The organism is Brotonthovivens ammoniilytica (assembly GCF_025566885.1).
GTDB lineage: Bacteria > Bacillota > Clostridia > Lachnospirales > Lachnospiraceae > Brotonthovivens > Brotonthovivens ammoniilytica.
In genome coordinates this window covers 65735-92196 of sequence record NZ_JAOQJQ010000004.1, presented here as the reverse complement: position 1 = coordinate 92196, position 26462 = coordinate 65735, and the positions used below count along the sequence as shown (strand labels likewise).

The following is a 26462-nucleotide window of genomic DNA, read 5'->3' as shown; positions in this document are numbered from 1 at the left end:
TCACCTCCAAAAATAAAAAAGAATCCTGCCACGGCAGATTCTCCGCCTGCGGCGGGTTGCGTGAGCAACATAATTCCACTCTGCCGCAGTGCGATCCACAGCGGAGCGTTTTTTGCTCTATAGGAATCGGTACTTTTCAGTTTTTTCACAACACAGTATTTCCTATAGAGCAAAAAAGACCCGGATGGATCATCCGGGCCTTAGAAACTGCAGAAAAAATTATGAAATGAAGTATGAATCCGGCTGTCAGGATTCGTTCCTGTTTACAGGTATGTGCTGTAAAATAAAAAAACTCTGAAATGAGATTTCATTTCAGAGCATTAAAATACAAATTCATAATAATTTTGCATCTAAATCTTCTTTCATCCAGACTTTACTGTCGGCTTCGGAATTTCACCGAATCATACCTTGCGGCTCGTGGGCTGTACCACCGGTAGGGAATTACACCCTGCCCTGAAGATCTTATGTAACTGATGTCAGTATAATTCCTTTTTCGGGGAAAGTCAAGTTTTGCAGTCAGGTATTTAGTGATAATAAAAATCATCAGGGTAAAATCACAGGTGGGGATATTGTATTATTTTACTAAAGGAGCTGCGTTTTCAAAGAAGGACTGCATGGCATTAGTGACCATCTGATAAGCAAGACGCGCCATGTGTTCCGGACTTTTCCGGCTGTTTTCGGTAATCCAGGTTTTAATTAGTCCTACAGCGCCTGTCAGGCAGAAAGAGTAATAATATTTCAGATCCTGTACATTATCCGGAAACATTTTTTCCAGCCTGTAAATGGTATTCTGTGCAATAATATCCTCTACCTTGTGGATAAAGGAGATATCCCCGTTGCTGCCTACCAAAGCCTGAAAGATCTCGCGGTTTGCATCTACTGTTTCAAAGATATCTTCCATAAAAGGAAAAGTGGCTTCGGCGGTGTCGTCAGTTTTTGCGTGTTCACGGATAATGTCTTTTACCTGTTCTAGCAGATCATCCTCTGTTTTTTGAAGCAGATCATAAATGTCTGTATAATGCAGATAAAATGTAGAACGATTAATATCTACCGCATCTACCAGTTCCTTAACAGTAATTTCGTTAATACTTTTCGTCTGCATCAGAGCAGCCAGGCCATTTCTGAGCTGAGATTTTGTTTTCCGGATTCTCCGGTCGATTTTTTGTTCCATAAAAACCTCCCCAAATATTAAAAAAGATTTAATTAATAGACAAATCTATAAAAAATGTTCAGAAAACAACAAAAATATGAATAATTGTGGGTTGCTTCTTATCTTGTACCTATATTATAATTCCGTTAAAATAAAAAAGCAACACTATGTCTATTAATAGTTTTAAAATCTAATAATAAGATATGTGTCGATTTATGCTATGAAGAAAGGAGCTTTTAAAATGATAAAGCAGGAGTGGAAAAAATTGCTGAAAAATAAAGTTTTGATGATTGTTTTAATTGCAATTATAGCTATTCCGTCTATTTATACTGCGTTGTTTCTGGGATCTATGTGGGACCCCTATGGGAAGCTGGATCAATTGCCGGTAGCTGTGGTAAATAAGGATCAGAGTGCAGAATATAATGGGAAGGAGCTGAATGTTGGGAGCAGTCTGGTGGAAAATTTAAAGGAGAATGATTCACTCCAATTCCATTTTGTAAATGCACAGGCAGCCAAAATGGGAATTGAGGATGGGTCTTATTATATGGTGATAACAATTCCGGAAGATTTTTCCGCCAATGCAGCCACTTTGATGGATGAGCATCCCAGAAAAATGCAGCTTAAATATGAAACAAATCCGGGAACAAACTATATTGCTTCTAAGATGAGTGAGTCTGCACTGGAAAAAATAAAAGAAAGTGTTTCAGAGGAGGTAACGAAAGAATATACTCAGGCTGTTTTTGACAGCTTTACAGAGGCTGCGGATGGAATGACAGAAGCAGCAGACGGAGCGGGGGTAATTACCCAGGGGATTTCGGATGCTTCTTCCGGAAATCAGACCATTACCGAAAATCTGCAGACTCTGGCAGACAGCACCCTGGAATTTCAGAGTGGAAGCCAGGTTTTGACGGCATCTTTAAAAGATTATACAGATGGTACAGCCAGGATTAATGACGGAGCGGGTCAGTTAAAGGATGGAACGGACACGTTGCAGAAAGCTGCCGGCGAGGGTGCAGACCAGTTAAATCAGGGAGCATTAAGCTTAAAATCAGGAATTGCATCTTATACGTCCGGTGTGGAGCAGGCTTATGAGGGAACGGCCCAGCTAAAGGAGAATAGTAAAGCTTTAGTACAGGGAACAGAGGAGCTGGCCGGCGGAGCAGAAAAGGCTCAGAAGGGCAGTGAAACTCTGACTGCGGGTCTAAAAGAATTGTCCCAGACAATCGGGAAACAGTCCCAGGAGGGCAGTGAGAGTCTTAAGGCAGTAAAGCAGGGGCTTGATCAGCTGGGAGACGGCATTCAGGCAGTAGACGAGAACCTGGTGCAGATACAAAAACAGCTTTTAGCTGCCGGGGATGATACCGGCGCTGCGGCCATAGGACAATTGCTGAGCAGTAAAGAGTATCAGACGCTGGTTGCCGGATCATCAACAGTAACAGATGGGGCGAAGACAGCTATTACTCAGCTGGATAGCGGAACAAAGGCAGTAAAAGATACACTGGATCAGCAGATTATTCCGGGAAGCCAGGATTTGACGGCTGGTTTAGAAGAGCTGAATCAGGGAATTTCCGGAAAAAACGGACTAAGTGCCGGGGTGGACGCTTATACGCAGGGGGTTTCAAAGGTAAATGAAGGGCTGGCCCAGTTAAACAAAAGTTCTTCACAGCTTGAAAACGGTGCAGAAGCCCTGGATGAGGGAACGGCTCAGCTGTCCTCAGAACTGGGAAGCGGTATTTCTAAGATTCAAAATGCGGCGGGACAGCTCTGGAATGGAACCGCTGCGCTGGTATCAAATAATGATGCTCTGCTTTCCGGAAGCAGCAAACTGTCCTCAGGCGCGGCTCAAATTGCAGAAGGAAGCGGGGCACTTAAGGACGGGAGTGCTGAGCTTGGGAGCGGATTAGATCAGCTGCTTTCCGGAAGCAGTACACTAAAATCCTCGCTCTCAGATGGCGCAAAAGAAATAAATGATGTAAGTAAGAGCAATGATACCGTGGATATGTTTGCATCTCCCGTAGATGCACAAAAGTCAGAAAGCTCACAGGTTGCCAATAACGGCCATGCAATGGCGGCTTACATGATGTGTGTGGGTCTGTGGATTGCATGTATCGCATTCTGCCTGATTTATCCGGTAAATAGTTATGAAGGAGAATTAAAATCCGGACTAAAATGGTGGCTGAGCAAAGTGTCAGTATCTTATTTGATTATAGCAGCAGCATCTGTAGTAATGGTCCTGATTCTTCATACAGTAAATGGTTTTGAACCGGAGAAAATGGGGGCCACTATAGGAATCGCTAGTCTGGCCGGCATTACATTTATTTCTGTAGTATATTTCTTTAATGCCCTTATGGGAAAAGTAGGAAGCTTTGTTATGCTGATTTTTACGGTTGTTCAGCTTGCAGGTTCCGCAGGGACTTACCCAATAGAGGTTTCGGGAGGATTTGTAGCGAAAATTCATAATTTCCTTCCCTTCAGTTATACTGTGGACGCATTTCGGAAAACAATCTGCGGTCAGGGAAGTTTCCGGTCAGATATTGTATTTCTGCTTATTTTCGCGGCAGTATTTTCAGCAGCGTCCTTTACGATATTTGAACGAAGGGCCGCAAAGATCAGACAGGGAAAATCCTCGTCCACGGCACTGCTGGAAAAATACGGATTGATCTAGCAGAAAATAAAGGTGATTGGAATTAAAAAAGTTATCCCCAAGGGTACATTTTTATGAAAAGTATTTTTGACAATTATGGAAGAAACGGCTATTATATGAAACATATTGACAGAAAAAACTGAATGTGTAACAGGAGGATACTTTTATGGAAGAATTAGGTATGGCAGCTAACGGGGGACAGACATATATTCCGTTTCAGGATAATATTCATGTTCCCACGTTGGCTTATACGCCTCTTGACAGACCCAGTCCGCTTATTCCGGAGCTTGAAATGAAGCAGCAGTATATAGACCGTGGTTACAGAATGGGTATGCAGTGCCAGCATTTTCTGCCGGGGGTAACGCCGGAAATGCTTGACTGGTGGTGGGCGAATATGGAAAAGGGCTATTATCTTTGGGCTCCGGGAGCCCATAAACGTTTTACCTGGGTAAGAGAGCCGTGGAAGTATGGTTTTTTAGGATCTGCTCATATGATTTCAGAATCAATGGTTCCGGGTATTCCGGTATTCGGTGGAAATGGGATACAGATTGACAGACTGGGACTGGATATGTTTCCGTTTAAGACACATCTAAAGCATGTGCTGGTAGAGGGAATCTTTAACAGAAAAGGAGAATTTGTTGATTCCACCGTACACATGTGGGAAGAGGCCGCGGGAGGTTCCATACATATAACGGCGTCATTTTTTAATACGAAGATCACAGAGCCCCCGGCTTTTATTCTGGAAAATCCTGATGCCAAGCCTCAGAAACCGGAGGATGCAAAGAGCCATGCAGAATATGAAGCTTCTCAGTGGCCAGTGTTTCTTCCAAAGCTATTTGATTTATGGAAAAACCATCCTGACCCGTCCCAGAGTGTACCATGTGACCTGAGTGTCAGGGAAAAAGAGGATGGAACATTAGAGTATATTGCAGAGAACGGACCGGTTGTATTGTAAGCTGCCGGCCAAAAGAAAAAAGATGTTCTGCTGGCTGTTACAGTCAGAGAACATCTTTTTTGAAATGCGGCATCTGTCTTTTAGCGGTCTAAAATCTGGCCGTCTGTTGAAATTGTATATACCTGCCATGGAATAAATTTTCCGCTGTTTTGCAGTGCGGTTTTAGCAGCGTGTTCAATTCCTCCGCAGCATGGAACTTCCATTCTGACAATAGAAACACTTTTAATATTATTTTGACGGATAATTTCTGTTAATTTTTCAGAGTAGTCGCCTTCGTCAAGTTTTGGACATCCGATGAGGGTGATATGGTTTTTAATAAATTTCTCATGAAAGTTTCCGTAAGCATATGCAGTACAGTCAGCGGCGATTAAAAGATTAGCGCCGTCAAAGTAAGGTGCGTTTACCGGCGCCAGTTTAATTTGAACCGGCCACTGGGAAAGCCTGCTTGGACTGTCTGATAATGGAGCAGTCTTAAGGGCGGCATTCTGATGAGAAATAGCTTTTGCCTGAGTTCCCGGACAGCCGCATGGAAGCGGTGCAGCAGCGGCTGATTTGGCTTCCTGTGCAGCTTTTACAGCTGCTGCATCATAAGCAGGAGCCTCTCGTTCTTCAAAGGTAATAGCGCCGGTAGGACATGCCGGCAGGCAGTCTCCCAGCCCATCACAATAATCCTCCCGCAGAAGTTTTGCTTTGCCGTTTACCATTCCGATGGCGCCTTCGTGACAGGCTTTGGCGCACAGGCCGCATCCGTTACATTTTTCTTCATCAATTTTAATAATTTTACGTATCATACATTCCCTCCTGATATATTTAAAGTTTGCATATTCCGGATAGAGAGCTTCACTTATCCGAAATTGTTTACAGAACGTATTTTTTTGTTCTGAAGTAACTATAATCTATTTATTATGAAAAATCAGTTGTACTAACAACAAAAAATGAATAGAATTTATTTTTTTACAATTTTTCATTTGTTATTTCAAAGTGGAAAGACTGCATAAAATATATATTTGAAAGATCTGATGCGAAATAATACCTTGACAATTAAAAAAAATTATTTAAAAATACAACAGGATGTAAGGGGGCTGTGAATGCAGTCTCTTTTTTATAAAAATAGCCATCCCTTTGCAGGCGGCGGCCGAATTAGTACATAATTGAGAAAGATTGGAGAGTTAAAAAGTGCAGGAAGCGGTTATTCTATTAAAACAGTTAATTTGTATGTTTATATTTATGGGAGTGGGGTATCTGCTGTATAAAAAGAGGATGATCAGTCAGCAGGGCAGTAAAGAATTATCAAATCTGGTTCTTTATGTGGTGCTCCCGGCGGTTATTATTCATTCCTATTGTGTGGACAGAACGCCGGATAAGGCGGCAGGGCTGGGGTTATCCTTTGCTATTTCAGCGTTACTGCTGGTTGTATCTATGGTGATTTCAATGCTTTTGTTTGGAAAAAGGGATAAAATTGAAAATATTGGAGTTGCGTTTTCCAATTGCGGATTTATGGGGATACCACTGGTAAGAGCGGTTATGGGCAGCGAAGCTGTGTTTTTTTGTTCTGCGTTTGTGGCTATCCTGCTGTTTCTTCAATGGACATATGGTGTATACATAATGACAGGGGATAAAAAAGCTATTTCCGGAAAAAACATTGTTACAAATCCCATTCTTATTGCAACTGTAATCGGCGTTGTAATTTTTTTGTTTCAAATTCCACTGCCGGAAGTTGTAAATACATCTCTTTCTGCACTAAGTGAATTAAATGCTCCTGTGGCAATGATTATTCTTGGAATTTATCTGGCTCAGGCTGATATAAAAACAATGTTTACAGATAGGACCTTATATTGGAGCAGTTTTTCCCGTCTGGTCATTATTCCTCTGGTTTCTGTAGGAGTTCTCTGCCTGCTGCCTGCTTCTCTAAATCAGATGAAACTGATTTTACTAATTTCCGCATCTGCTCCTATTGGCGCTAATGTGGCAATATTTGCACAAAAAGAAGGTCTTGATTATACCAGAGCGGTAAAAACAGTTTGTCTGTGTACGATTTTATCTATTATTGCAATGCCTCTGATTATAATGCTGGCTTCTGTGCTGTGGAAATAAAGAAAAGTTAACGGCTATTTTGCCTGAAATGATTATTGGAAAAGATTCTCACTTTAAAACCTTGCTATTTTGTGTTAAATGTGCAAAACTATAGTTAGTCAAAGCTAACTAAAAGCGGAACAAATATAGATATCTTGAACAGGAGGGAATTATGAGCGTAGTAATCATCGGCGGCCATGAACGAATGGTCTCGCAATATGAAAATATCTGCAGGGAGTATGGATGTAAAGCCAAAGTAATGGTAAAAGAAAAAGGCGGTTTTAAGAAGAAAGTCGGCGTGCCGGATTTGATTATTCTGTTTACTAATACCGTATCACATAAGATGGTAAATAATGCAGTTGCCCAGGCTAAAAGGAATAATGTACAGATCGAGAGGATTCATACAAGCAGTGCGGCGGCTCTGCACGGAGTTCTTGAGCAGTATTGTATGTAGGCTGTCAGCCGGCTGCAAAAGACAGTGATATTTCAGGAAATTGTTAATTATAGTTCATTTTTATCAAATTACTTTCATAATAAGGGAGTCTCAGAGATTTATCTGAGGCTTCTTTTGTTTTGTGCAGGAAAGTTTTCTTGTATAAAATGTGTTGACATACAGTTGCAAATATTGTATATATAATATATACACAATATAACAAAGTATATACAGTTAAATGTGAGGATCCTATGAATATTATTATTACAAATGCAGCTGGTCAGCCCATTTATGATCAGATTGTCACGCAGATGAAAAATATGATTATGACCGGAGAACTAAAAGAAGGAGATGCGCTGCCATCTATGCGCTTTTTGGCAAAGGAACTGAAAATCAGCGTAATCACTACAAAGCGGGCATATGAGGAGCTTGAACGGGAAGGATTTATTGTATCTTATACCGGAAAGGGAAGTTTTGTAGCAGGAGTTAATCAGGATTTTTTGCGGGAACAAAAGTTAAAAGAAATGGAAGAATGCCTGCAAACGGCTGTCAGAGAGGCAAAGCTGTGCGATATCAGTCTGACAGAGCTTTGGGATATGCTAAAGCTGCTTTATGAGGAGAATAGTTAAATGGAAGCATTAAAAGTTGACAATGTTTGTAAAACATATCAGGAATTTGTACTAGATCATATAAGCTTTTCCATTCCGGGCGGGGCTATTATGGGCTTTATTGGAAAGAACGGGGCTGGAAAAAGTACTACAATAAAAAATCTGCTGGGAATAAACAAAAAGGACAGCGGAACGGTTACTGTTTTTGGAGAAGTATTTACCGGGAAAGAAAACAGAATCAAAGAGAAGCTTGGAGTGGTGCTGGATGAAACTTTTTTTGCGCCAGGCGTGAATGCAGTTCAGATAGAAAAAGCACTGCGTATTATTTACCAAAACTGGAACAGCCGGGTTTTTTATGATTATCTTAGCATGTTCAGGCTGGATTTAAAAAAGAATATTAAAGATTATTCAAAAGGAATGAAGATGAAGCTCTCAATTGCAGCAGCACTGTCTCATGATGCCAGGCTTCTGATACTTGATGAGGTGACAAGTGGGCTGGATCCCATTGTCAGAAATGAGGTGCTGGATCTTTTGCTGGAGTTTATACAGGATGAAAAACGGAGTATTCTGATATCTTCTCATATACTTAGTGATCTGGAAAAAATATGTGATTATATTACTTATATTGATAATGGGAAAATTATTTTTTCTGAAAATAAGGATGAATTGCTGGAATCTTACTGTCTTGTAAAGGGAAGCATCCAGCAGATCCGTAAGCTTGCTCCTGATATGGTGCTTGGAGTATCAGAAAATGCATTTGGCGCTCAAGCCCTGGTATGTGCAGACGGAGTGCCTGACGGGATGATTGTGGAGCCTGTGACCATTGAAGAAATGATGCTGTTGTGGAAGAAGGAGAGAAAATAATGCGTGGATTGTTAAGATATGAATTAAGCTGTATGAAGAAGACAATTTATCTTTATCTTGCATTTTTGATTATTTATTGTCTGCTTGGAGTATTTGGACGTTTCTCAGATACAGCCGGAACTTTTGTAATATTTTTTTCCATATTTTTTATTATTGGAATGCTGGTGCAGTGGGAACAGTATAAGTGGGATGTGTTAACGGCAGCTTTGCCGGTTTCAAGACGTCAGATCATCGGCAGTATTTATATTCTATGTCTTATTGCAACAGCCTGCGGCGTGGTCCTTGCATTTCTCTCTCTTGCGGGAGCAACATTGCTTCATGGAAATAAAACGGCAGAATATCTCCAGGAAGGAAGTATCGGACTTGCGGCTTGTATAGCTGTAGCATTGATTTATCTGGCAGTCAGCGTTCCTGTTATTGTGCGGTTTGGGGCTGCCAAAGGAAGAATGATCTGCATAGCCATTTTCCTGATTCCCTGTTTGATACTGGCAGCTTTTTCAAAGTCTCAGGATTTCATGGCTGCTGCAGATATACTAGAACGATATTGGCATCAGATTCTGCTTGCCCTTCCGGTAATTTGTGCAGCTGCCATAATCCTGTCAGTTATTTTTTCCATGAAATTATACGAGAAAAAGGACTTGTAACTAAAGTTTTGCAAACAAGTAAAAAATATCGCGGCCTGGCTGGTTTAGAGATAAAATGCGCGCCATGTGGTAGGGACAGTCATAAAGGCAGTCTCACATCAGCGCGCAGTCCGGACAGGAAAATCAGGATTCTTTTTCTTTTTTTACCTTTAGAATCGGAGGGGGAAATGCATACACATCTTTGTAAGAAAGCAGTTCTTCTTCTGACACGGGGCCGGACGGAATAAGGCCGGTACAATCATGGGCAGAAGCAGAATTGCCCAGATAATCATAATCATTAAAAGAGGAATCTTCCAGCATATCGTATGCTTTTTTTGTTTTTTGCACATCTTTTTCTCCATACATTTTAATACTCCTTTTGTTTTGTTCAATTAACAGACTTACATTTTTCTAAATCGCTTCTTTAAAATATAAATACATTATTTTAAGGAATGCTTAGGTTATCAGTATTTGTAAAGGAGAATATTTTATGCAGAAGAAAATGCGCTGTATTGTGCTGGAGCTTGTCAAAAACCGCATTAACTGATACAAAAAAACTGATTTTCATAAAAAAATCAGTTTTTTGCATGTACGATTGCTTTAATAATATCCTGCCGGGTGATAATGCCAATAAAAAAGTCACGGTCATCTACAACAGGTATAAAATTCTGTTTCATGGAAAGCTCTAGTAATTCCTCCATCTCCACATCAATCCGTACTGCCGGATTAAAGTTTGCTCTCATAATTTCTCTGATCTGGGTATTTGAAGAAAAGCCCTTTCCTGAATGTTTTACAAGATGTCTCAGAAAATCTCCTTCACTGATACTTCCTGCATAAGTACCCTCAAGGGTCAGTACGGGAATTGCAGTATAACCATGTCGGTGGAGCTCTTCAAGGCCGGTTTGTATGGAATCTGTTTCATAGAGGTAAGAAACCGAATCTTTATTTTTCAGTAACATAAGTGCGTTCATTATTTTTCTCCTGAATCTTTATAATAATTATTAAAAAGGGTAGCTGCGGCATTAATATTTAACGCCTGCTGCCTGCCGGCTGAAAGTGTGAACAGCAGGGTCTTACCTAACATAGCATAAATTTCTGTGTAAAATGTGAATAGTTTGTTAATTAACGGATAAAATCAGCAGATTTCATAACGAAGTTCAGCGCTTTATTACAAAGTATCTCAAGCTTTAAACCATCTATTTCATCCTGGCTTAACATTTGAAGGAATTCAATAGGCTCTTCTTCATATTCTTCTGCCAGGTCATAAATGGCCTCTTCCAGCTCATCATCTGTAAAGGTTATTTGTTCTGTGCGGGCAATTTCATGTAAGACCATAGTTTCCTGCATCTTTCGCTCTGCCTGCTTCTGGCAGTGACGGTCTATAAATTCATCAGAATGTCCGGTGCGTGACAGAAATTGCTCTGTATCCAGTCCCTGGCGGGCAAGCTGCTCTTGAAATTCTTCTAAAAACTCATCCTTCAGCTGTGCAAGAAGTTCTGGATTAGGATCCAGGCTGGAATGTTCTATAATCTGGGTTAGAAGATTTGTGCAGATTTCTTCCTGTGCTTTTTCGTTCTTTTTTTCTGTTAGATTCTGACAAATAGAATCTCTTAATTGAGCTAATGTATCAAAGTCAGAAAAATCTTTAGCAAAATCATCGTCCAGATCTTGAAGAACCAGTTCACCTACGGAGAGCAGATGAATTTGGAAAACGACCTCTTTTCCGGCAGCAGCGGTATTTGGATAGTCTTTTGAGAAATATACGGGGAATGAAAATTTATCTCCGGCCCATCTGCCTGTCAGCTGCTCTTCAAATTCTGGTAAAAAGGAGCCGGAACCAAGGATGAGAGGATGATGGCTGCGGCCTGTATTGGGAATGGGAGTGCTGTCCAAATATCCTTGATATTGGATAATAACCTGGTCCCCGATTCTGGCAGGTCTTGTATCTATAGTGATAAGAACAGACATATCTGTCTGAATTTTTTTCAGCGCCTGGTTGATTTCAGTTTCGGACACTGCAGTATCCGGCCGTTTTACAGTTAAATGTGTGTAAGGTCCAAGTATCATAGGAGTTCTCCATTTCATTTGTATTCTGACGGTATTATATCATATTTTATTTTTTTGTGTTAGCTCTTGACAAAGTTGTATTATTGTACTATTGTATTATTAGCTTAATACAATAAAGCAATAGAGAAAGGAGCAAAGAAGGTGGCGTGGGTATTCAATAATGAGAGATCAATTTATGCACAATTAGTAGAACAAATACAGAACCGGATTATGACCGGAATTTATCAGCCGGGAAGCCGGCTGGCCTCTGTCAGGGAGCTGGCAGGAGAGGCCGAAGTTAATCCCAATACAATGCAGAAAGCGTTGACGGAGCTTGAAAGAGCTGGTTTGGTTCATGCAATCAGAACCAGGGGCAGATTTGTGACGGAGGATCAGAGTATGATTGAAAATTTAAAAAAGGAATCAGCACTGCAGATAATTGATGAGTTTAGAGAGAAGATGAAGGCATTAGGCTACAATGATGATGCTGTGATTCAGCTGCTGAATGAAACGAAAAAGGAGAATAAATAGCATGAGTGTAAGTGTTAAGTGCGAAAATCTGACAAAATGTTTTGGAAGTCTGACTGCTTTGGATCAGGTAAATCTGACGTTTGAGAGCGGAAGAATCATAGGACTTCTAGGTCCAAATGGCAGCGGTAAGACAACACTGATAAAAGTTGCCAATGGACTGCTGGTGCCAACTGAGGGTAAGATAGAACTAAACGGTCTAGAGCCGGGAACAGAAAGTAAAGGATTTGTGTCTTATCTTCCTGATGCGGATTATCTTCCGGAATGGATGACGGTGGCGTCTCTGCTTGAAATGTTTCAGGATTTTTATCAGGATTTTGACATTGTAAAGGCGAAAGAAATGCTGGTTTCGTTAAAGCTGACAGAGGATAGGAAGTTAAAGGCGCTGTCAAAGGGAAATAAAGAAAAGGTGCAGTTGATTCTTGCCATGAGCAGAAAGGCAAAAATCTATTTTTTGGATGAACCTATTGGCGGAGTGGATCCGGCGGCAAGAGATTTTATATTAAATACAATTATTAAAAACTATTCAGAAGATGCGACAGTTGTATTATCTACTCATCTGATTGCGGATATAGAGCGGGTTTTGGATGAAGCGGTATTTATTAATCAGGGAAAAGTGCTTTTTCACAGGTCAGTAGATGAGATCAGAGAGGCAGAAGGAAAGTCTGTGGATGCACTGTTTCGGGAGGTATTTAGATGTTAGGAAAATTGATGAAATATGAACTTAAATCAAGCGGAAGACTGCTGATGCTGTTATATGCGGCAATACTTGTAGTAGCATTAATCGGAGGTGTTATGATCAGGGGGTCGGTAGTAGTAGGAAAAGAGCTTCCACTTCTAATTTTGTTTATAATTTATTTGATTCTTGTGACTGCCATGATGATTATCACTCTGGTGGTGATTGTGGGAAGATTCTTTAAGAGCCTGCTTTCTCAGGAAGGGTATTTAATGCATACGCTGCCGGTACCTACCTGGAATCATGTACTGTGCAAAACATTGACGGCCCTGATCTGGATTGTGCTGGCGGCAGCAGTTCTATTTGTTTCAGGAGCTTTGTTCCTGGTTGGAGCCGGAGCTACACGGGATATGTTTGCAGCCCTTGACCTAGAGAGTATCAGAAATGTGTTGTCACAGAATGGCGGTATATTGATTTTGGCGATTGCGGTATTGATTATGCAGCTTGTTCGTATTGTGCTGCAGGCGTATGTATCTATGGCAGTAGGTGCCACTGCAAACAAGCATAAAATATTTTTCAGTTTTCTTGCATTTGTGGTGATTGTTATTATATTAAATATTATTACTGCGCTTGTTGCTGCCGGAAGCATGACACATAACTTTTCTATATTTGCTTTTTCAGGGTACAGAACTTTAATATATCAGCTGATATTTGATGGGGTCCTTTCTGTGGTATTCTTTGGGGGAACAACGTTGTTTCTTAAGAAAAAACTGAATTTAGAGTAAACATACCGGAAAAGAACTGTTTGGTCAAAGCTTGAGAAAAATAAAACAGGGGCAAAATAAAAGGTGGTGAAGATCCCATTTAGAGGATCCTCATCACCTTTTTACAAAAATATTAATGTTCCAGACATCCTGCCAGTCCAATGGCTCCAGGTCCGCTGTGGCAGCTGATTACACATCCGGTCATAACATATTCAACAGACTGAAAACCGTGTTGGAAGGCCAGTTTTTTCATCAGATCCAGGGAAGTTTGTGAAAGACCTTTTGAATACATAAGATAGAGACACTTTCTGGAAACCGGATGTTTTTCCAGATAATCTGCCATGTATTTATCTACAAGTTTTTCAATGGAGCCCCGGTATTTTTTCTGTGCAAGGAGACTTCCGTCAGCAATTTCTATTAATGGTTTCAGGTTAAGGAGAGTAGCTCCAAGATACTGGGCATTTGAAACTCTGCCTCCTGCTTTTAAATATTCCAGGTTTCCCGGAATAAACGAACAAAAAACCTTTTTGGACCAGTTTTGAATTGTTTTGGCAAGGTCTGCATAATCATTGGTATCTGCGTGTTCCTGGACCAGTTCATATGCTTTTGCGATATGAGCAGTACATCCTCCGGAAACATTCTCTGTATCAATTAAAAAAATATCCTGGAATTTTCTGATTGCAATTTCGGCATTTTGATAAGTGCTGGAGGCTTTGGAGGAATAAGACATATGTATAATGACACAGTCCGGTATTTCTTTGCGCAGCTTTTCAAAAAAGTCCTGGTATTCACCGACATTAACGGCAGAGGTAGAGGGGATCTTCTTGGTTTTTTTATAGTAGTCATATACAGTGTCTACTGGTATACTGCCGTCCTCATAAGACTGATTGTCCATAATAATATGCATGGGAATAACTCGGATATTATATTTTTTTACTAAATGTTCAGGCAGGTCGGATCCACTTTCTGTTGTTATAATTATTTGTCTCATAGTGTATACCTCTTATTTTTAATATAGAAATAACATCAACATGATGTAGTATTCAATACTATATTGCGCCAAGTAAAGTAGGCTGTCAATGTCATTTTACAACTTTATAAAAATATTAGAAATAGCAGGTAAAAAACAAAAAACAGCAGGAAAAAGACCACACCGATGAAAATTTAGATTCGATGTAGTCTTTTAAACTATACTATCCAATGGGCTAGTTCTCCTTTCAAAGACTCTATTCAGTTGTCCTTTTGATTTTACAAACATTTCTGCGATTGGAACTGATACTGTTTTCCTCTGTAATATTAATAACTTATTTTAGTTGAACATTGAAACTGGATGAAATCTATTTTTCCACATTTAAACCAATAATATAATTCTGCTTATTCCTCTACTATACATTCTAAAACTATTAAGATATAATTGCTTCACCAATTTATTCTTTTATTTTTTAAAACATCTAATAATCCCTTTGCAGCAGATTATTTTCTTTTGGACTACTTATAGAATAATAAAAATTCTTAACAGTACAAATATTCCGAAATAAAATTTTGAGTTACTCTGTATGCGTGTAACCAATCTTTTGTTTGTTAAAATTAAATGTAAATTGGACTGTACCTCCTGATTCGTATCTTCAATTTTAAATATTATTTAAGTGAAAATCGGACCGTACCTTCCTTTCATAAAATTCCGTGTTTTCTTTAAATGCAGATTGGACCGTACCTCCTTTTTTAGATTTTGATTTTAATAAAACGATTTAAGTGAAAATTGGACTGTACCTGCCTTTCCTAAAATCCTGTAAAAAAATTAAATGTAGATTGGACTGTACCTCCTTTGTAAGATTTGTTTTATTAAATTCTTTTGATGTTGTAATTGTACAATCAAAAAAACAAAAAGTCAATACCTAAACAGAAAATAATTTAAAAAAATATATATAAGCAGAAAAAATACAAAAAATATATAAAATTAACAGATAATTAAAATAAAAAATTAAGAAAACATCAAAGAGATTGACCGGAAGATCTGTTATAATGAAAAAGTTGAAAAAATTGGACGTTGAGAGGAGAGGAGTGTTATGAGAAGCAGTATCAGAGTACCGGTATTACTGGGACTGGCCGGTATTATGTTCTTTTCAGCTGGCGGTTCTGTGTCAAATACAACAATTCTGGCGGATACACAGCATTCCATTATCACAGATAAACAAGAAGTATTAAAGGCGCCGGTTCTAAAATCAGTTTCCGTAGAATCAGACGGAGGATATGCTCTGAAATTGGAGGCTCCCGTTATGGAAAACAGTGGTGTAACCGGAGAATATATTAATATACGATGGAACGCCAGTGAAGCATGTGACGGTTATTTCATAGAACGTAAGAGTGGAGATGGTGCTTATAAAAGAATTGCTGTTCGCAATGCTTTAGAGGAGTGTGCCTACAGTGACAGAAATGTTTCGGCGGGGGAGACATATAGATACAGAATCAGGTGTTTCCGGCGGGTAGATGGAGTTATGTATCTGGGACCAGTTACAGAAACCAACGCTTATACGGTCCCCCTTGATGTCCCTGTGATTACTAATTTGCAGTATAATTCAGAAAAAACCAGGCTTCAGGTTCAGTGGAAGAAGATTTCCGGTGCAGACTGGTATGAAATCCTGCAGAAGGATTCCGGCGGATGGAAGAGAATTGCTGTTTCCGAGAATAATAATTATGAATTAGAGACAGATACCGGCAGAAAATATACATTGGGTATTCGGGCTGTAATGAATCAAAATGGGAAAAAGATGTACAGCCGGACAGAGGAAAATGGAGTGACTGCGCCTGACGGGACCTTTGAACATTTAAAAATACTATTTGAAGGTGACAGTATCACCCTTGGCAAAGGAAAGTATTCTAGAAGTGTCTGCCCGCCGTCTCAGCGGGTACAGCTGCTTTTAGGCTGCCAGGTTTCCAATCAGGCGGTGACCTGCTCAGCAGTGGGCCCCAATACTGCCAGCGGACTTCCGAATTTATATGAACGGCTTATAAATGGAGAAGTTTCTTATCAGGGATATGATGTGATATGCATCGGCATAGGCAGCAATGACTATACCTTTAGCGCGCCTCTTGGAACAGCAGATGATACTGCCGATGACGGAACGTTTTGCGGGTATATGAATGATTTTCTGGATGGGGTCCGCAGGCAGAATCCTTCGGCAGTGATTGTGCTAGAGACACCCTCTTATCGCCTGCGGGTAGGTAAAAGTTATGAAAAAGGGGTGAGTCAGAAAGAAAATCGTGTGGGAAGCAGTGCAGCAGATTATGAGAAGGCTATGATCGACGCAGCTAAGAGGCATACAAATACCAGGGTATATGTGCAGCGGACAGCCGGTGTGATAACCGGTGATAATGCGGATACGCTTCTCTATGACGGACTGCATCCTAATGATGAGGGATACGCCCGGATGGGGGATGATTTGTGCAGCTTTTTAAAATCAAATGTACTTTCCTGAGCGGTTTTGGAATAACAGACAGTCCGAATCCGAATTTGTCAGATTATTTGTGCGGTGATATAATTATTGAGAAATGATTTTGGGGAATATTCTGACATGAGGAGGAATTGATTATGGGAACAAATGAAGCATTGCATCCTGATTACAGCCGCCGTCTGAAATTATTTGAAGACAGTATTACCTGCCAGCGGGTGGATCATGTTATGGCAGCTCCGTATATTACATATCTTCCCATTACTTTATATGGAGAAACAACTATTAAAGATACGATTGCGGACTGGCGGAATGCACTGCCGTCTTTTTTGAGATATCACAAAGAGTATCAGCCGGATTTTGCTTATGGTCCGAAATCTATATTCTGCGGCCCTGCCATGGAAGCGCTGGACTGCCAGTTTGTTCGCTGGCCGGGAAAACATTTTGATGATGATAATATCGGATTCCAGATTCCGGACAAGGAATACATGGCCCAGGAGGAGTACCTTGAATACGCGGAAGATCCTACCGGTTTTTTAATGAAAAAGATTCTGCCCAGACATTACGGGAAATACAAAGGTCTGGGAATGCTGGACTTTTCTAATGCAGTGTGGCATGGCGGGATGTATGCAACGCTGCCGGCGGTTAATCCGGAAGTAAAAGAATCATTTAACGCCATTATTGACTGTGCAGGTAAATTGTCTGAGCAGGTAGGCGCCGTGGGAGACTATTTTAACACCCTTGCGGGAATGGGGATTCCCAGCGGTTCAGACTATATGACATCTGCTCCTTTTGATATCTTTAATGATACGCTCAGAGGTTTTTTGAATGTATCTATGGATATTTATGAATGCCCCGATGAGCTCCTTGCCGCGGTAAATGCAGCTTCAAAGGTTCAGGTGCGGGGACTTAAGAATATGATGAAGTCCAGACCTATGCGTGTGATAGGGTTTATGCTTCATAACGGTTTTGACAGCTTTATGAGCCGGGAAAACTTTGAAACATTCTACTGGCCGGGATTAAAGGATTGTATTGATGCCTGCATTGAATATAACGTAACTCCATGGATCTATGTAGAGGACAGCTATATGTCCAAACTGGATATTATAGAACGGGATGTGCCTGCTCATAAATGTATGATGACCTTTACGGGAACAAATGATATGAAGAAAATCAAAGAGCGTTTCGGGGGAAAATATTGTCTGCGGGGCGGGCTGGAAGGAACGATGCTTGAATATGCATCTCCTGATGATGTAGTAAAAGCGGTTAAAGAGGCCATTGATATTTATGCTCCGGGCGGCGGTTATATTCTGGACTTTGATGTAAATATTGACAATGCGAAACCGGAAAATCTTCAGGCGTTTTTTGACACGGCCAGGAATTATATGAAATATTAAACAGACGAGACTTGAATAGTAACCTCTATATAAAAAGAACACAGACCGGAAATGGCCTGTGTTCTTTTTCCTTAAGATAACGCGGCTTCATAGGCTGCGCGGCATGCTTTGGCAAGCTGATCTCCGCAGGAGGTGGGGCGTCCGGAACATGAAATGCCAGACAGCTTTTCTTCTATCTGTGATACACTTAAGCCCTGCACCAGCTTTGGAATTGCCTGCAGATTGCCGTTGCATCCTCCTGTAAATTTAACATTCTTTACAATTTCGCCATCTAATTCTACCTCAATCATGGTAGAACAGGTTCCGCGGGTTTTATATAAATAGCTCATAAATATCCTCCTTTATTAGTTTATTCCTCAATTCCAATAGAGTTTATCACAAATTGAAATTTTGTGCAGAGTATTTTTCACGTTTATAAAAAGTTAACAATTCGTTCATGGCTTTTGGTTGTTTAATAAGAAATTCAGTGGTAGAATGATTATTAATTCCGCAAAGTTTCAGACTTTGTATTTTTGGAGATTATTAGGAGATTTATATGAGTGTATTAGAAAAGTTATTTGGGACTCACAGTTCCCGGGAACTGAAAATGGTATATCCGATTGTAGACAAAATAGAAAAACTACGTCCGGACATGCAGGCTCTGTCAGATGAGCAGCTCCGGGACAAAACAAAAGAATATAAAGAGCGGCTGGCTAATGGAGAGACACTAGACCAGCTTCTGCCGGAAGCATTTGCAACGGTTCGCGAAGCTGCTAGAAGAGTACTTGGAATGGAGCATTATCCGGTACAGTTAATCGGTGGTATTGTACTTCATCAGGGACGTATCTCAGAAATGAAGACCGGTGAAGGTAAGACACTTGTTTCTACACTGCCGGCTTATTTGAACGCTTTGGAGGGAAAAGGCGTACATGTTGTTACAGTCAATGACTACCTGGCAAAACGAGACTCTGAATGGATGGGAAAAGTTCATGAGTTTCTGGGACTGACAGTAGGTGTTGTGTTAAATGATATGGATAACAATCAGCGCCGTGAAGCTTACGGATGTGATATCACATATATTACAAACAATGAGCTTGGGTTTGATTATCTGCGTGATAATATGGTGATTTACAAAGAACAGCTGGTGCAGCGTGATTTGTATTACGCAATTATTGATGAGGTGGACTCTGTCCTTATTGATGAAGCACGTACACCGCTGATTATTTCCGGACAAAGCGGAAAGTCCACCAGATTGTATGAGGCCTGCGATATTCTTGCACGTCAGATGAAACGAGGTGAGGCCAGCGGCGAGTTTTCCAAAATGGATGCCATTATGGGTATTGAAATTGAAGAGAGCGGAGACTTTATCGTTAACGAAAAGGATAAGGTAATTAATCTTACCCTGGACGGTGTAAAGAAAGTAGAACGCTTTTTTAAGATTTCGAATCTGGCGGATGCGGAAAATTTAGAGATTCAGCATAATATTATACTAGCACTGCGGGCGCATAATCTGATGTTTCGTGATCAGGACTATGTGGTTCAGGATGACCAGATTCTGATTGTAGATGAATTTACCGGCCGTATTATGCCGGGGCGCCGTTATTCTGATGGTCTCCATCAGGCGATAGAGGCGAAAGAGCATGTAAAAGTAAAACGTGAAAGTAAAACTCTGGCAACTATTACTTTCCAGAATTTCTTTAATAAATATGAAAAGAAATCGGGTATGACCGGTACTGCTTTGACTGAGGAAAAAGAGTTCCGTGATATCTATGGCATGGATGTTATTGAAATTCCTACCAATAAACCTATTGCCCGGATAGACAGGGAGGATGCGGTTTATAAAACAAAAGCTGAAAAATTTAAGGCAGTAGTGGATGAGATTGTAAAGACTCATGCCGCAGGACAGCCGGTATTGGTTGGTACTATTACAATTGAAACATCTGAACTGATTAGCAAGATGTTAAGCAAAGAAGGCATCAAGCATAATGTCTTAAATGCCAAATTTCATGAGCTGGAGGCCCAGATTGTAGCTGAGGCGGGCCAGCACGGAGCCGTTACTATAGCTACCAATATGGCCGGCCGTGGTACGGATATTAAGCTGGATGAAGAGGCCAGAGCGGCAGGCGGACTGAAAATTGTTGGTACAGAACGTCATGAGTCAAGACGTATTGATAATCAGCTGCGGGGACGTTCCGGACGACAGGGAGATCCCGGTGAGTCCCGCTTCTATATTTCACTGGAAGATGATCTGATGCGTCTGTTTGGTTCCGAAAAGCTGATTACTATGTTTAATGCGCTGGGGGTTCCGGAAGGAGAGCAGATTGAGCACAAAATGCTTTCCAGCTCTATTGAAAAAGCCCAGAAGAAGATCGAAGGAAATAACTTCGGTATCCGTAAAAATCTGCTGGAATACGACCAGGTTATGAATGACCAAAGAGAGATTATCTATACGGAGAGACGCCGGGTTCTGGATGGAGAGAGTATGCGGGATGTTATCTATAAAATGATTACAGACCAGGTGGAAAATACGGTGGACAGCTGTCTGGGAGAAGACCAGAGCAGTGAAAATGTATGGGATCTTCAGGAATTGAATGAGCTGCTGATACCGGTAGTTCCAATGCAGCCGCTTACCGGTGAAGATGTAGAAGGCGTTTCTAAGAATGAATTAAAACACCGGCTGAAGGAACAGGCAGTGAAGCTGTATGAAGCGAAAGAGGCTGAATTCCAGGAGCCGGAGATGATTCGTGAGTTAGAGCGTGTAATTCTTTTGAAAGCCATTGACCGCAAATGGATGGATCATATTGATGATATGGAAATTCTGCGTGAGGGTATTGGACTGCAGGCATATGCACAAAGAGATCCACTGGTGGAATATAAGATGGCCGGATATGATATGTTCGACAGTATGATTGCCAATATTCAGGAAGAAACAGTGCGAATGCTGTTCCATGTAAGAGTAGAACAGAAGGTAGAACGTGAAGAAGTGGCAAAAGTAACCGGTACAAACAAGGATGAAAGTCTTCAGAAAGCACCGAAAAAGCGCTCAGAAGAAAAAGTTTATCCAAATGATCCGTGTCCCTGTGGAAGCGGAAAAAAATATAAACAGTGCTGCGGGCGCAAATAAGTAAGATAAAAAGGGTGAAATCACAATTGATTTCACCCTTTAAAAATTCTTTTATTTAGTTTGAATAGCCTAAATTACTTTGTAGTGCTGCTGTCCATAAGTGTTTTGCTTGCTTCAACCAGTTCGCCAAGTGTTGCATTTGCATCTGTGTCAAAGAAGGTGTCAATTGTAGACTGCATGTTTTTGATTTCTGCTTCCAGTTTTTCCTTTTCAGAAGAATCTTTGGCTTTTTCGTAAATTTCCGCATAACCTTCCATCATTTCTTCACCAATTTCAATTACAACTTTTTCAGAAACTTCAAATTTCTGATCATCGCTTGCTTTGTCCCAGTCTGCCTTTTTCCAGGAAGAGTAATTGGCAACATCAACGCCAGTATCTTCTTTCTTTTCCTCAGTAGGAGTATCCTTTTTGTCATCCTGCTGAGTCTGCTGAGTTTCCTGGCCGGCAGGTGTCTTTGTGTCATCCTTGCTGCTGCCGCAGGCCGCCAAAGAAAGGGCCATAGCAGATACCAGTACAATTGCTAAAATCTTTTTCATCTTAATTTCCTCCATATTATGTATAAGATTTATATATTATACCATAGAGCATATAATAAAATCCATCAAAAGTTACAAAAATAAGGATGCTATTATTTGGATATTGTATTTAAATAATTATAGAAGGTATTGAAAACAGAACATTATTTCTACTATAATAACGGAAAAGGTCAGTGAGGATTTGGAAAGGAAGAATCTATGAAAAAATATTCCGGGATTGACGAACTGCCGTTTGGGCAGGCAGAGGGTGATATTATAAAAGGATGCCTGGTGCTGGAGGGCGGAGCTTTTCGAGGGCTTTATACCGGTGGCGTGCTGGATGCACTTATGGTTCATGGGATTCAGCTTGAGTGCGTGGCAGGGGTATCGGCAGGGGCCTTAAATGGATATAATTACATATCCGGTCAGATAGGACGGGCAAGCAGATTTAATCTGGGACATCGTCATGATCCGGATTATGTGGGCCTTCCGGCGTTTCGACGAAATCACGGGCTATTTGGATTTGATATTGTATTTGACGATGAGAGAAATGGGGAACCACTGAATAAAGAAAAGTTTATGGATCCCGGGAGAAGATTTATAGCAGTTGCAACGGACTGTCGGACAGGAAAACCCGTCTACTTTGAAAATGGAAAGTGTGGGGATATTTTTGCAGCGATTCAGGCGTCTGCCAGTATGCCCGTAATATCTAAAATGGTAGAGGCAGACGGGATCCCCTGTCTGGACGGAGGCTGCTCGGTGGCAATTCCTTTGGACTTTGCTATTGGAGAAGGGTATGAGAAAATTATTGTTGTGAAGACAAGAGATGATTTATATCGAAAAAATGTAAAAACAGGAAGTTTTGACAAATTAAAAAAACTGTTGTACCGGAAATATCCTGAATTACTGAAGGCCCTGTTTTCTTCAGCCTCCAGATACAATGAATTGTGTGAACGCATTCAGAAGCTTCGGGCAGAAGGAAGAATCTATGTTATTTCACCTTCCAGTCCTGTAACGGTTTCGAGGCTTGAAAGGGATATGGAGAAGCTGGGGGCTTTGTACCATCAGGGATATAATGATACGGTTGGGCAGCTGGAAAAGATACGGGAATATCTGGCGGGATAAATAGCGGAAACCTGTATTTTTTTGGTGCTGTGTTTTGTACTGTAGAATCTAAATAGTATATCAGGAATCTGGGAAGAGTAACTTTATTTCAGCTGTTTATAAAGTATGATGGGAGGGACAGAGGAAATGTATAAAATAGCATATATTGTAGCATCAGAAAAAATGGCTGCATATGCCAGAGAGATACTGGGAGAGGATGCTGCAAATGGTACGGTTACTCCCCAGACAATCAATCTGTCACATATTATGTCCGAGTATCGCAGGCTTTGTGCGGAAGGGTATGAAATCATCCTTGCCCGCGGAGGTACATTTCAGGAGCTGCTGGAGGTGGCGGATTCCATTACTGTGATGGAAGTGCGTATTCAGACATCTGATATTTTGCTGACAATTAAATCCGCGGCAAAGTATAATATAGACCGAATTTATGCTGTGCTTCACAGGCGGATAGCGGCAGATCTGGAGAAAACGCTGTCCCTGTTAAAGATCCCGGTGGAAGTATACCGTTATGAGACAAAAAGTGAAATGGGAGTGTTTTTAGATCATATTCCGGATCAGAATGCAGTGGTGATTACCAGTGCTATTGCGGAATACCAGACGTCGCGTACAGATCTTCATATCTATCCGCTCCTTTTTCGAAACGCTACGCTGACAGAGACGGTAGAGAGAGCAAAGAATTTTCTTAAGCAGACCAGACAGGAAGTTCAGAGAATAAATCTGATGGAGAGTATTTTGTCCAACGTAAAGCAGGGTATTATTATTTTTGATTCGGATAACCGGATCTGTGAGGTAAACGGCAGGGCGGAGCAGCTTCTTGGACTGGCCTGTGATGAAATGTACCGGCGGCTGATTGAGGAGGTTGTTCCAGATATGCCAAGACGCCGGGAGAGGAAGGTGTGTGAAAACCATCCCGTGGAAATGCTGTGTTCTTTTGGGGGGCGGACGCTGAATGTAATTGTCTCACCCTTTCTTTATTACCGAGCAGAGGAGCGTTATATTGTAACGCTGGAGGATGTTACGCATATACAGGACGCTGAACGCAGTGTTCGCCGGAAGCTGGCAAAAAAGGGATTGACAGCCAACTACTATTTTAAGGATATTATTACATCTGACAAAAATATGAAAAAGCTGATTGCCCGGGCCAAAAGTATTGCGGGTTTTGAGGGAAGCGTTCTGATTCACGGTGAAAATGGTACTGGGAAGGAATTATTCGCTCAGAGTATACACAATGCCAGCAGCCGCAGAAACGGACCTTTTGTGGCGGTGAACTGTGCGGCGCTGACGGCTTCCCTGTTGGAGAGCGAGCTGTTTGGGTATGAGGGAGGCGCGTTTACAGGTGCCCGCAGAGAGGGAAAAGCAGGTCTGTTTGAGCTGGCCCATGAGGGCACTATCTTTTTGGATGAGATTAACAGCATGCCTATGGAGCTGCAGGGAAAGATTCTGCGGGTGCTGGAGCAAAAAGAGGTTATGCGTGTGGGCTCTGACTATATGATTCCTCTGGATATCCGTATCATTGCAGCTTCCAATCAGTCTTTGCACAAAAGTATTGCAGACGGGACGTTCCGGAAGGATCTTTTCTATCGTCTGAATACGTTTGAAATCCATATTCCGCCGTTGAAGGAACGAAAAGGAGATGTAATACGGCTTTTCCGCCGGTATCTGGCAGAGTACGAAAAAAAGCCGGAGGAGGAACTGCCGCAGGATCCGGAGTTTGAGGAATTGCTGAAACGGCATGACTGGGCGGGAAATGTGCGCGAGGTGAAAAATACGGCGCTGCGTTATCACGCATTCCATGGCGATAACTCTATGGGGGATATTTTAAAAAATGAGAGCAGCACGGGGGCTTTAGTGACAGATGACCTGAAAATTGATATGGGAGCTTTGAATCATGTAGTGGAGGAACTGGTGCTTGGTTCTTTGATGGAGAAAAATTTTTCCAAAACCGAGATTGCCCGGATGCTTGGCATTAGCAGGCAGGGATTGTATAAGAGACTGGAAAAAATAAAAAGAGATAATCATTTGAGTTTTGATTGAAATAATTTATAAAAGAAAATGTAAAGATATGTAAACCGAAGTTGACATACTCCCAGGAGGTGCCGGCTTCGGTTTTTTCTTTGTCTTTTTTTGGTGCAAGTAAATTCAAACAAAAATAAGTTTGAAACGGAGGATGATTGCCGTAAAAAATGTGCAATATTCATAAAAAATCTAATGTTGATTCCTGGAAATTTATTTTCATACAAAGACTGGCATGACGCTTGCAATTTATCTGGTCAGATATAAAAAACAGATGAAAAGGAGACCTTAAATGATGTCAGAAAGATTATTAGAAGGTGTACGTGTGCTGGATTTTACAGATTTCCTTGCAGGCCCTTACTGTGGAATGTACATGGCAGATATGGGAGCGGATGTAATCAAGGTAGAAAATTTAAGCAGCGGGGGCAATTTTGTGAGAAACGCCAATCCAAAGGAAAAAACAACCGGCAGGAGTATGTATTTCCAGAATCTGAACCGCAATAAACGCGGCGTGGCGTTGAATTTAAAGACGGCAGAGGGAAAAGAGCTGTTTTCTGAACTGGTAAAATCGGCAGATGTGCTTGTGGAAAATAATCGGCCCGGCGTGATGGAAAAGCTGGGATTTGGCTGGGCGCATTGCCACAAGCTAAATCCGGGGCTGGTGTATGCGTCCATCTCCGGTTATGGGCAGACTGGTATCCACAACAGAAAACCGGGGTATGATCTGATTGCCCAGGCAATGGGCGGCTCCATGAGTATTACCGGCTGGCCGGGAATGGAGCCCACAAGAGCTGGACAGGCAATCGGTGATCTGTATTCTGGGATGAATGCATGTATTGGCATTCTTGCATCTCTGTTAAAGAGAAAGGAGGGCGGAGAAGGGCAATACATAGATATTGCGCTGGTAGACAGTGTGGTTTCCTGTATGGAGGCAAAATTGATGCAGTATATTTATACCGGCAGAAATCCGGTTATGACAGGGAATAAATATATTACTTCCGCACCGTATGATTCCTTCCGGGCAAAAGATGGTTATTTTGTGATTGCCAGCGGTACAGATGCACATTTTAAAAAGTTCAGCCAGGCTATCGGTATGCCGAAACTGCCGGAGAATCCCCTTTACTGCGATACGCCTTCAAGACAGATAAATGCCGATTCACTAAAAAGTATTATTGAAGCATGGGCGGCTGATAAAACCAGCAGGGAATGTATTGATATTATTGACTCTGCCGGAGTGCCTGCAGGTCCCATTTATAACTGTGAGCAGATCTGTAATGACAAAAATATTACGGAAACCAGAGAGATGCTGGTGAAACTTAAGCATCCGGATGCCGGTGAACTGACTGTCATTGGAAATCCTATTAAAATGAGCGCCTATCCGGTTCAATACTATAAAACAGCGCCGGATTTGGGAGAAAATAACGACGAAATTTTTAAAGCTCTGGGGTTTGCAAAAGAGACGCTGGATGCGTACAGAAAAAAAGGAGCGCTGAATTAGC

The 26462-nt window shown here is 41.2% G+C and carries 24 protein-coding genes and 1 riboswitch; of the genes, 16 read left to right on the top strand and 8 right to left on the bottom strand.

Annotated features, from left to right (window positions below; genetic code table 11):
- Positions 1–350: 350 nt before the first annotated feature.
- Positions 351–465: riboswitch (FMN riboswitch) on the bottom strand.
- 109 nt (positions 466–574) lie between these two features.
- Positions 575–1171 carry a TetR/AcrR family transcriptional regulator gene (locus OCV88_RS10310; RefSeq protein WP_158425433.1) on the bottom strand — a complete coding sequence of 199 codons (597 nt, stop codon included), beginning with the start codon at positions 1169–1171 and terminating at the stop codon, positions 575–577.
- Positions 1172–1391: 220 nt separating this feature from the next.
- Here OCV88_RS10310 and OCV88_RS10305 point away from each other — a divergent pair, with 220 nt between their 5' ends.
- Together OCV88_RS10305 and OCV88_RS10300 are read left to right on the top strand one after the other, a co-directional pair.
- Positions 1392–3815, top strand: a complete 2424-nt coding sequence (locus OCV88_RS10305) for a YhgE/Pip domain-containing protein (protein WP_262591174.1) — start codon at positions 1392–1394, stop codon at positions 3813–3815.
- A gap of 145 nt (positions 3816–3960) precedes the next feature.
- Positions 3961–4749, top strand: coding sequence for a DAPG hydrolase family protein (locus tag OCV88_RS10300; RefSeq protein WP_158425431.1), 789 nt, complete (start codon positions 3961–3963; stop codon positions 4747–4749).
- Between the two features lie 80 nt (positions 4750–4829).
- On the opposite strand, the gene OCV88_RS10295 is transcribed toward OCV88_RS10300, so the two are convergent.
- On the bottom strand, positions 4830–5540 hold the full coding sequence (locus tag OCV88_RS10295; protein ID WP_158425430.1) for an ATP-binding protein: 711 nt from the start codon (positions 5538–5540) through the stop codon (positions 4830–4832).
- Positions 5541–5925: 385 nt separating this feature from the next.
- On the opposite strand from OCV88_RS10295, the gene OCV88_RS10290 reads away from it, so the two are divergent.
- The 5 genes from OCV88_RS10290 to OCV88_RS10270 all read left to right on the top strand — a co-directional run bounded on the left by OCV88_RS10290 (position 5926) and on the right by OCV88_RS10270 (position 9371).
- Entirely contained in the window at positions 5926–6843 is a 918-nt protein-coding gene (locus OCV88_RS10290) for an AEC family transporter (protein ID WP_158425429.1), read from the top strand.
- 151 nt (positions 6844–6994) lie between these two features.
- The gene (locus OCV88_RS10285) at positions 6995–7276 is read left to right on the top strand and encodes a DUF2325 domain-containing protein (protein ID WP_158425428.1); all 282 of its coding nucleotides are present in this window, start codon (positions 6995–6997) and stop codon (positions 7274–7276) included.
- Positions 7277–7506: 230 nt separating this feature from the next.
- A complete protein-coding gene (locus OCV88_RS10280; protein ID WP_158425427.1) occupies positions 7507–7884 on the top strand; it encodes a GntR family transcriptional regulator in 378 nt (125 codons plus the stop codon).
- The gene (locus OCV88_RS10275) at positions 7885–8727 is read left to right on the top strand and encodes an ABC transporter ATP-binding protein (RefSeq protein ID WP_158425426.1); all 843 of its coding nucleotides are present in this window, start codon (positions 7885–7887) and stop codon (positions 8725–8727) included.
- Entirely contained in the window at positions 8727–9371 is a 645-nt protein-coding gene (locus OCV88_RS10270; protein WP_158425425.1) for an ABC-2 transporter permease, read from the top strand. The genes OCV88_RS10275 and OCV88_RS10270 overlap by 1 nt, the downstream gene beginning before the upstream one ends.
- A 123-nt stretch (positions 9372–9494) precedes the next feature.
- Here OCV88_RS10270 and OCV88_RS10265 read toward each other — a convergent pair whose 3' ends face one another.
- From OCV88_RS10265 to tig, 3 genes are all read right to left on the bottom strand, one after another.
- Positions 9495–9716, bottom strand: a complete 222-nt coding sequence (locus OCV88_RS10265) for a hypothetical protein (protein WP_158425424.1) — start codon at positions 9714–9716, stop codon at positions 9495–9497.
- A gap of 209 nt (positions 9717–9925) precedes the next feature.
- Positions 9926–10321 carry a CBS domain-containing protein gene (locus OCV88_RS10260; protein ID WP_158425423.1) on the bottom strand — a complete coding sequence of 132 codons (396 nt, stop codon included), beginning with the start codon at positions 10319–10321 and terminating at the stop codon, positions 9926–9928.
- Positions 10322–10472: 151 nt separating this feature from the next.
- Positions 10473–11417, bottom strand: a complete 945-nt coding sequence (tig, locus tag OCV88_RS10255) for a trigger factor (protein ID WP_262591171.1) — start codon at positions 11415–11417, stop codon at positions 10473–10475.
- 141 nt (positions 11418–11558) lie between these two features.
- Here tig and OCV88_RS10250 point away from each other — a divergent pair, with 141 nt between their 5' ends.
- Genes OCV88_RS10250 through OCV88_RS10240 form a run of 3 tightly spaced genes read left to right on the top strand, consistent with a single transcriptional unit; the run spans position 11559 to position 13385 of the window.
- A complete protein-coding gene (locus OCV88_RS10250) occupies positions 11559–11927 on the top strand; it encodes a GntR family transcriptional regulator (RefSeq protein WP_158425421.1) in 369 nt (122 codons plus the stop codon).
- Position 11928: 1 nt separating this feature from the next.
- Positions 11929–12627: an ABC transporter ATP-binding protein gene (locus tag OCV88_RS10245; protein ID WP_158425420.1), complete on the top strand. Its 699-nt coding sequence runs from the start codon at positions 11929–11931 to the stop codon at positions 12625–12627.
- On the top strand, positions 12621–13385 hold the full coding sequence (locus OCV88_RS10240) for a hypothetical protein (RefSeq protein WP_158425419.1): 765 nt from the start codon (positions 12621–12623) through the stop codon (positions 13383–13385). Before OCV88_RS10245 ends, OCV88_RS10240 begins: the two co-directional genes overlap by 7 nt.
- A 112-nt stretch (positions 13386–13497) precedes the next feature.
- Here the strand turns inward: OCV88_RS10240 and OCV88_RS10235 are convergent, their stop codons facing one another.
- Entirely contained in the window at positions 13498–14355 is an 858-nt protein-coding gene (locus tag OCV88_RS10235; RefSeq protein WP_158425418.1) for a DegV family protein, read from the bottom strand.
- Between the two features lie 1075 nt (positions 14356–15430).
- Between OCV88_RS10235 and OCV88_RS10230 the strand changes: the two genes are divergently transcribed.
- Positions 15431–16840 carry a GDSL-type esterase/lipase family protein gene (locus tag OCV88_RS10230; protein ID WP_158425417.1) on the top strand — a complete coding sequence of 470 codons (1410 nt, stop codon included), beginning with the start codon at positions 15431–15433 and terminating at the stop codon, positions 16838–16840.
- A 113-nt stretch (positions 16841–16953) separates the two neighbouring features.
- Positions 16954–18210 carry a uroporphyrinogen decarboxylase family protein gene (locus OCV88_RS10225; RefSeq protein ID WP_158425416.1) on the top strand — a complete coding sequence of 419 codons (1257 nt, stop codon included), beginning with the start codon at positions 16954–16956 and terminating at the stop codon, positions 18208–18210.
- A gap of 71 nt (positions 18211–18281) precedes the next feature.
- Here the strand turns inward: OCV88_RS10225 and OCV88_RS10220 are convergent, their stop codons facing one another.
- The gene (locus OCV88_RS10220) at positions 18282–18539 is read right to left on the bottom strand and encodes a TIGR03905 family TSCPD domain-containing protein (protein ID WP_158425415.1); all 258 of its coding nucleotides are present in this window, start codon (positions 18537–18539) and stop codon (positions 18282–18284) included.
- 206 nt (positions 18540–18745) lie between these two features.
- Between OCV88_RS10220 and secA the strand changes: the two genes are divergently transcribed.
- On the top strand, positions 18746–21313 hold the full coding sequence (secA, locus tag OCV88_RS10215; protein WP_158425414.1) for a preprotein translocase subunit SecA: 2568 nt from the start codon (positions 18746–18748) through the stop codon (positions 21311–21313).
- A 74-nt stretch (positions 21314–21387) separates the two neighbouring features.
- Here the strand turns inward: secA and OCV88_RS10210 are convergent, their stop codons facing one another.
- Positions 21388–21849, bottom strand: coding sequence for a hypothetical protein (locus OCV88_RS10210; RefSeq protein ID WP_158425413.1), 462 nt, complete (start codon positions 21847–21849; stop codon positions 21388–21390).
- 198 nt (positions 21850–22047) lie between these two features.
- Here OCV88_RS10210 and OCV88_RS10205 point away from each other — a divergent pair, with 198 nt between their 5' ends.
- The 3 genes from OCV88_RS10205 to OCV88_RS10195 all read left to right on the top strand — a co-directional run bounded on the left by OCV88_RS10205 (position 22048) and on the right by OCV88_RS10195 (position 26461).
- Positions 22048–22953, top strand: coding sequence for a patatin-like phospholipase family protein (locus OCV88_RS10205; RefSeq protein WP_158425412.1), 906 nt, complete (start codon positions 22048–22050; stop codon positions 22951–22953).
- Between the two features lie 126 nt (positions 22954–23079).
- A complete protein-coding gene (locus OCV88_RS10200; protein ID WP_262591167.1) occupies positions 23080–24984 on the top strand; it encodes a sigma 54-interacting transcriptional regulator in 1905 nt (634 codons plus the stop codon).
- Between the two features lie 271 nt (positions 24985–25255).
- On the top strand, positions 25256–26461 hold the full coding sequence (locus OCV88_RS10195; RefSeq protein ID WP_158425410.1) for a CaiB/BaiF CoA transferase family protein: 1206 nt from the start codon (positions 25256–25258) through the stop codon (positions 26459–26461).
- Position 26462: the final 1 nt, after the last annotated feature.

What these genes read in the sequence shown, in the direction of transcription:
- OCV88_RS10245 (WP_158425420.1), top strand. Translation starts at nt 11,929, where the DNA reads ATGAGTGTAAGTGTTAAGTGCGAAAATCTGACAAAATGTTTTGGAAGT.
- OCV88_RS10260 (WP_158425423.1), bottom strand. Translation starts at nt 10,321, where the DNA reads ATGAACGCACTTATGTTACTGAAAAATAAAGATTCGGTTTCTTACCTC.
- OCV88_RS10235 (WP_158425418.1), bottom strand. Translation starts at nt 14,355, where the DNA reads ATGAGACAAATAATTATAACAACAGAAAGTGGATCCGACCTGCCTGAA.
- OCV88_RS10270 (WP_158425425.1), top strand. Translation starts at nt 8,727, where the DNA reads ATGCGTGGATTGTTAAGATATGAATTAAGCTGTATGAAGAAGACAATT.
- OCV88_RS10265 (WP_158425424.1), bottom strand. Translation starts at nt 9,716, where the DNA reads ATGTATGGAGAAAAAGATGTGCAAAAAACAAAAAAAGCATACGATATG.
- OCV88_RS10210 (WP_158425413.1), bottom strand. Translation starts at nt 21,849, where the DNA reads ATGAAAAAGATTTTAGCAATTGTACTGGTATCTGCTATGGCCCTTTCT.
- OCV88_RS10300 (WP_158425431.1), top strand. Translation starts at nt 3,961, where the DNA reads ATGGAAGAATTAGGTATGGCAGCTAACGGGGGACAGACATATATTCCG.
- OCV88_RS10225 (WP_158425416.1), top strand. Translation starts at nt 16,954, where the DNA reads ATGGGAACAAATGAAGCATTGCATCCTGATTACAGCCGCCGTCTGAAA.
- OCV88_RS10195 (WP_158425410.1), top strand. Translation starts at nt 25,256, where the DNA reads ATGATGTCAGAAAGATTATTAGAAGGTGTACGTGTGCTGGATTTTACA.
- OCV88_RS10310 (WP_158425433.1), bottom strand. Translation starts at nt 1,171, where the DNA reads ATGGAACAAAAAATCGACCGGAGAATCCGGAAAACAAAATCTCAGCTC.
- OCV88_RS10220 (WP_158425415.1), bottom strand. Translation starts at nt 18,539, where the DNA reads ATGAGCTATTTATATAAAACCCGCGGAACCTGTTCTACCATGATTGAG.
- OCV88_RS10275 (WP_158425426.1), top strand. Translation starts at nt 7,885, where the DNA reads ATGGAAGCATTAAAAGTTGACAATGTTTGTAAAACATATCAGGAATTT.
- secA (WP_158425414.1), top strand. Translation starts at nt 18,746, where the DNA reads ATGAGTGTATTAGAAAAGTTATTTGGGACTCACAGTTCCCGGGAACTG.
- OCV88_RS10295 (WP_158425430.1), bottom strand. Translation starts at nt 5,540, where the DNA reads ATGATACGTAAAATTATTAAAATTGATGAAGAAAAATGTAACGGATGC.
- OCV88_RS10305 (WP_262591174.1), top strand. Translation starts at nt 1,392, where the DNA reads ATGATAAAGCAGGAGTGGAAAAAATTGCTGAAAAATAAAGTTTTGATG.
- OCV88_RS10285 (WP_158425428.1), top strand. Translation starts at nt 6,995, where the DNA reads ATGAGCGTAGTAATCATCGGCGGCCATGAACGAATGGTCTCGCAATAT.
- OCV88_RS10200 (WP_262591167.1), top strand. Translation starts at nt 23,080, where the DNA reads ATGTATAAAATAGCATATATTGTAGCATCAGAAAAAATGGCTGCATAT.
- OCV88_RS10230 (WP_158425417.1), top strand. Translation starts at nt 15,431, where the DNA reads ATGAGAAGCAGTATCAGAGTACCGGTATTACTGGGACTGGCCGGTATT.
- OCV88_RS10280 (WP_158425427.1), top strand. Translation starts at nt 7,507, where the DNA reads ATGAATATTATTATTACAAATGCAGCTGGTCAGCCCATTTATGATCAG.
- OCV88_RS10240 (WP_158425419.1), top strand. Translation starts at nt 12,621, where the DNA reads ATGTTAGGAAAATTGATGAAATATGAACTTAAATCAAGCGGAAGACTG.
- OCV88_RS10205 (WP_158425412.1), top strand. Translation starts at nt 22,048, where the DNA reads ATGAAAAAATATTCCGGGATTGACGAACTGCCGTTTGGGCAGGCAGAG.
- tig (WP_262591171.1), bottom strand. Translation starts at nt 11,417, where the DNA reads ATGATACTTGGACCTTACACACATTTAACTGTAAAACGGCCGGATACT.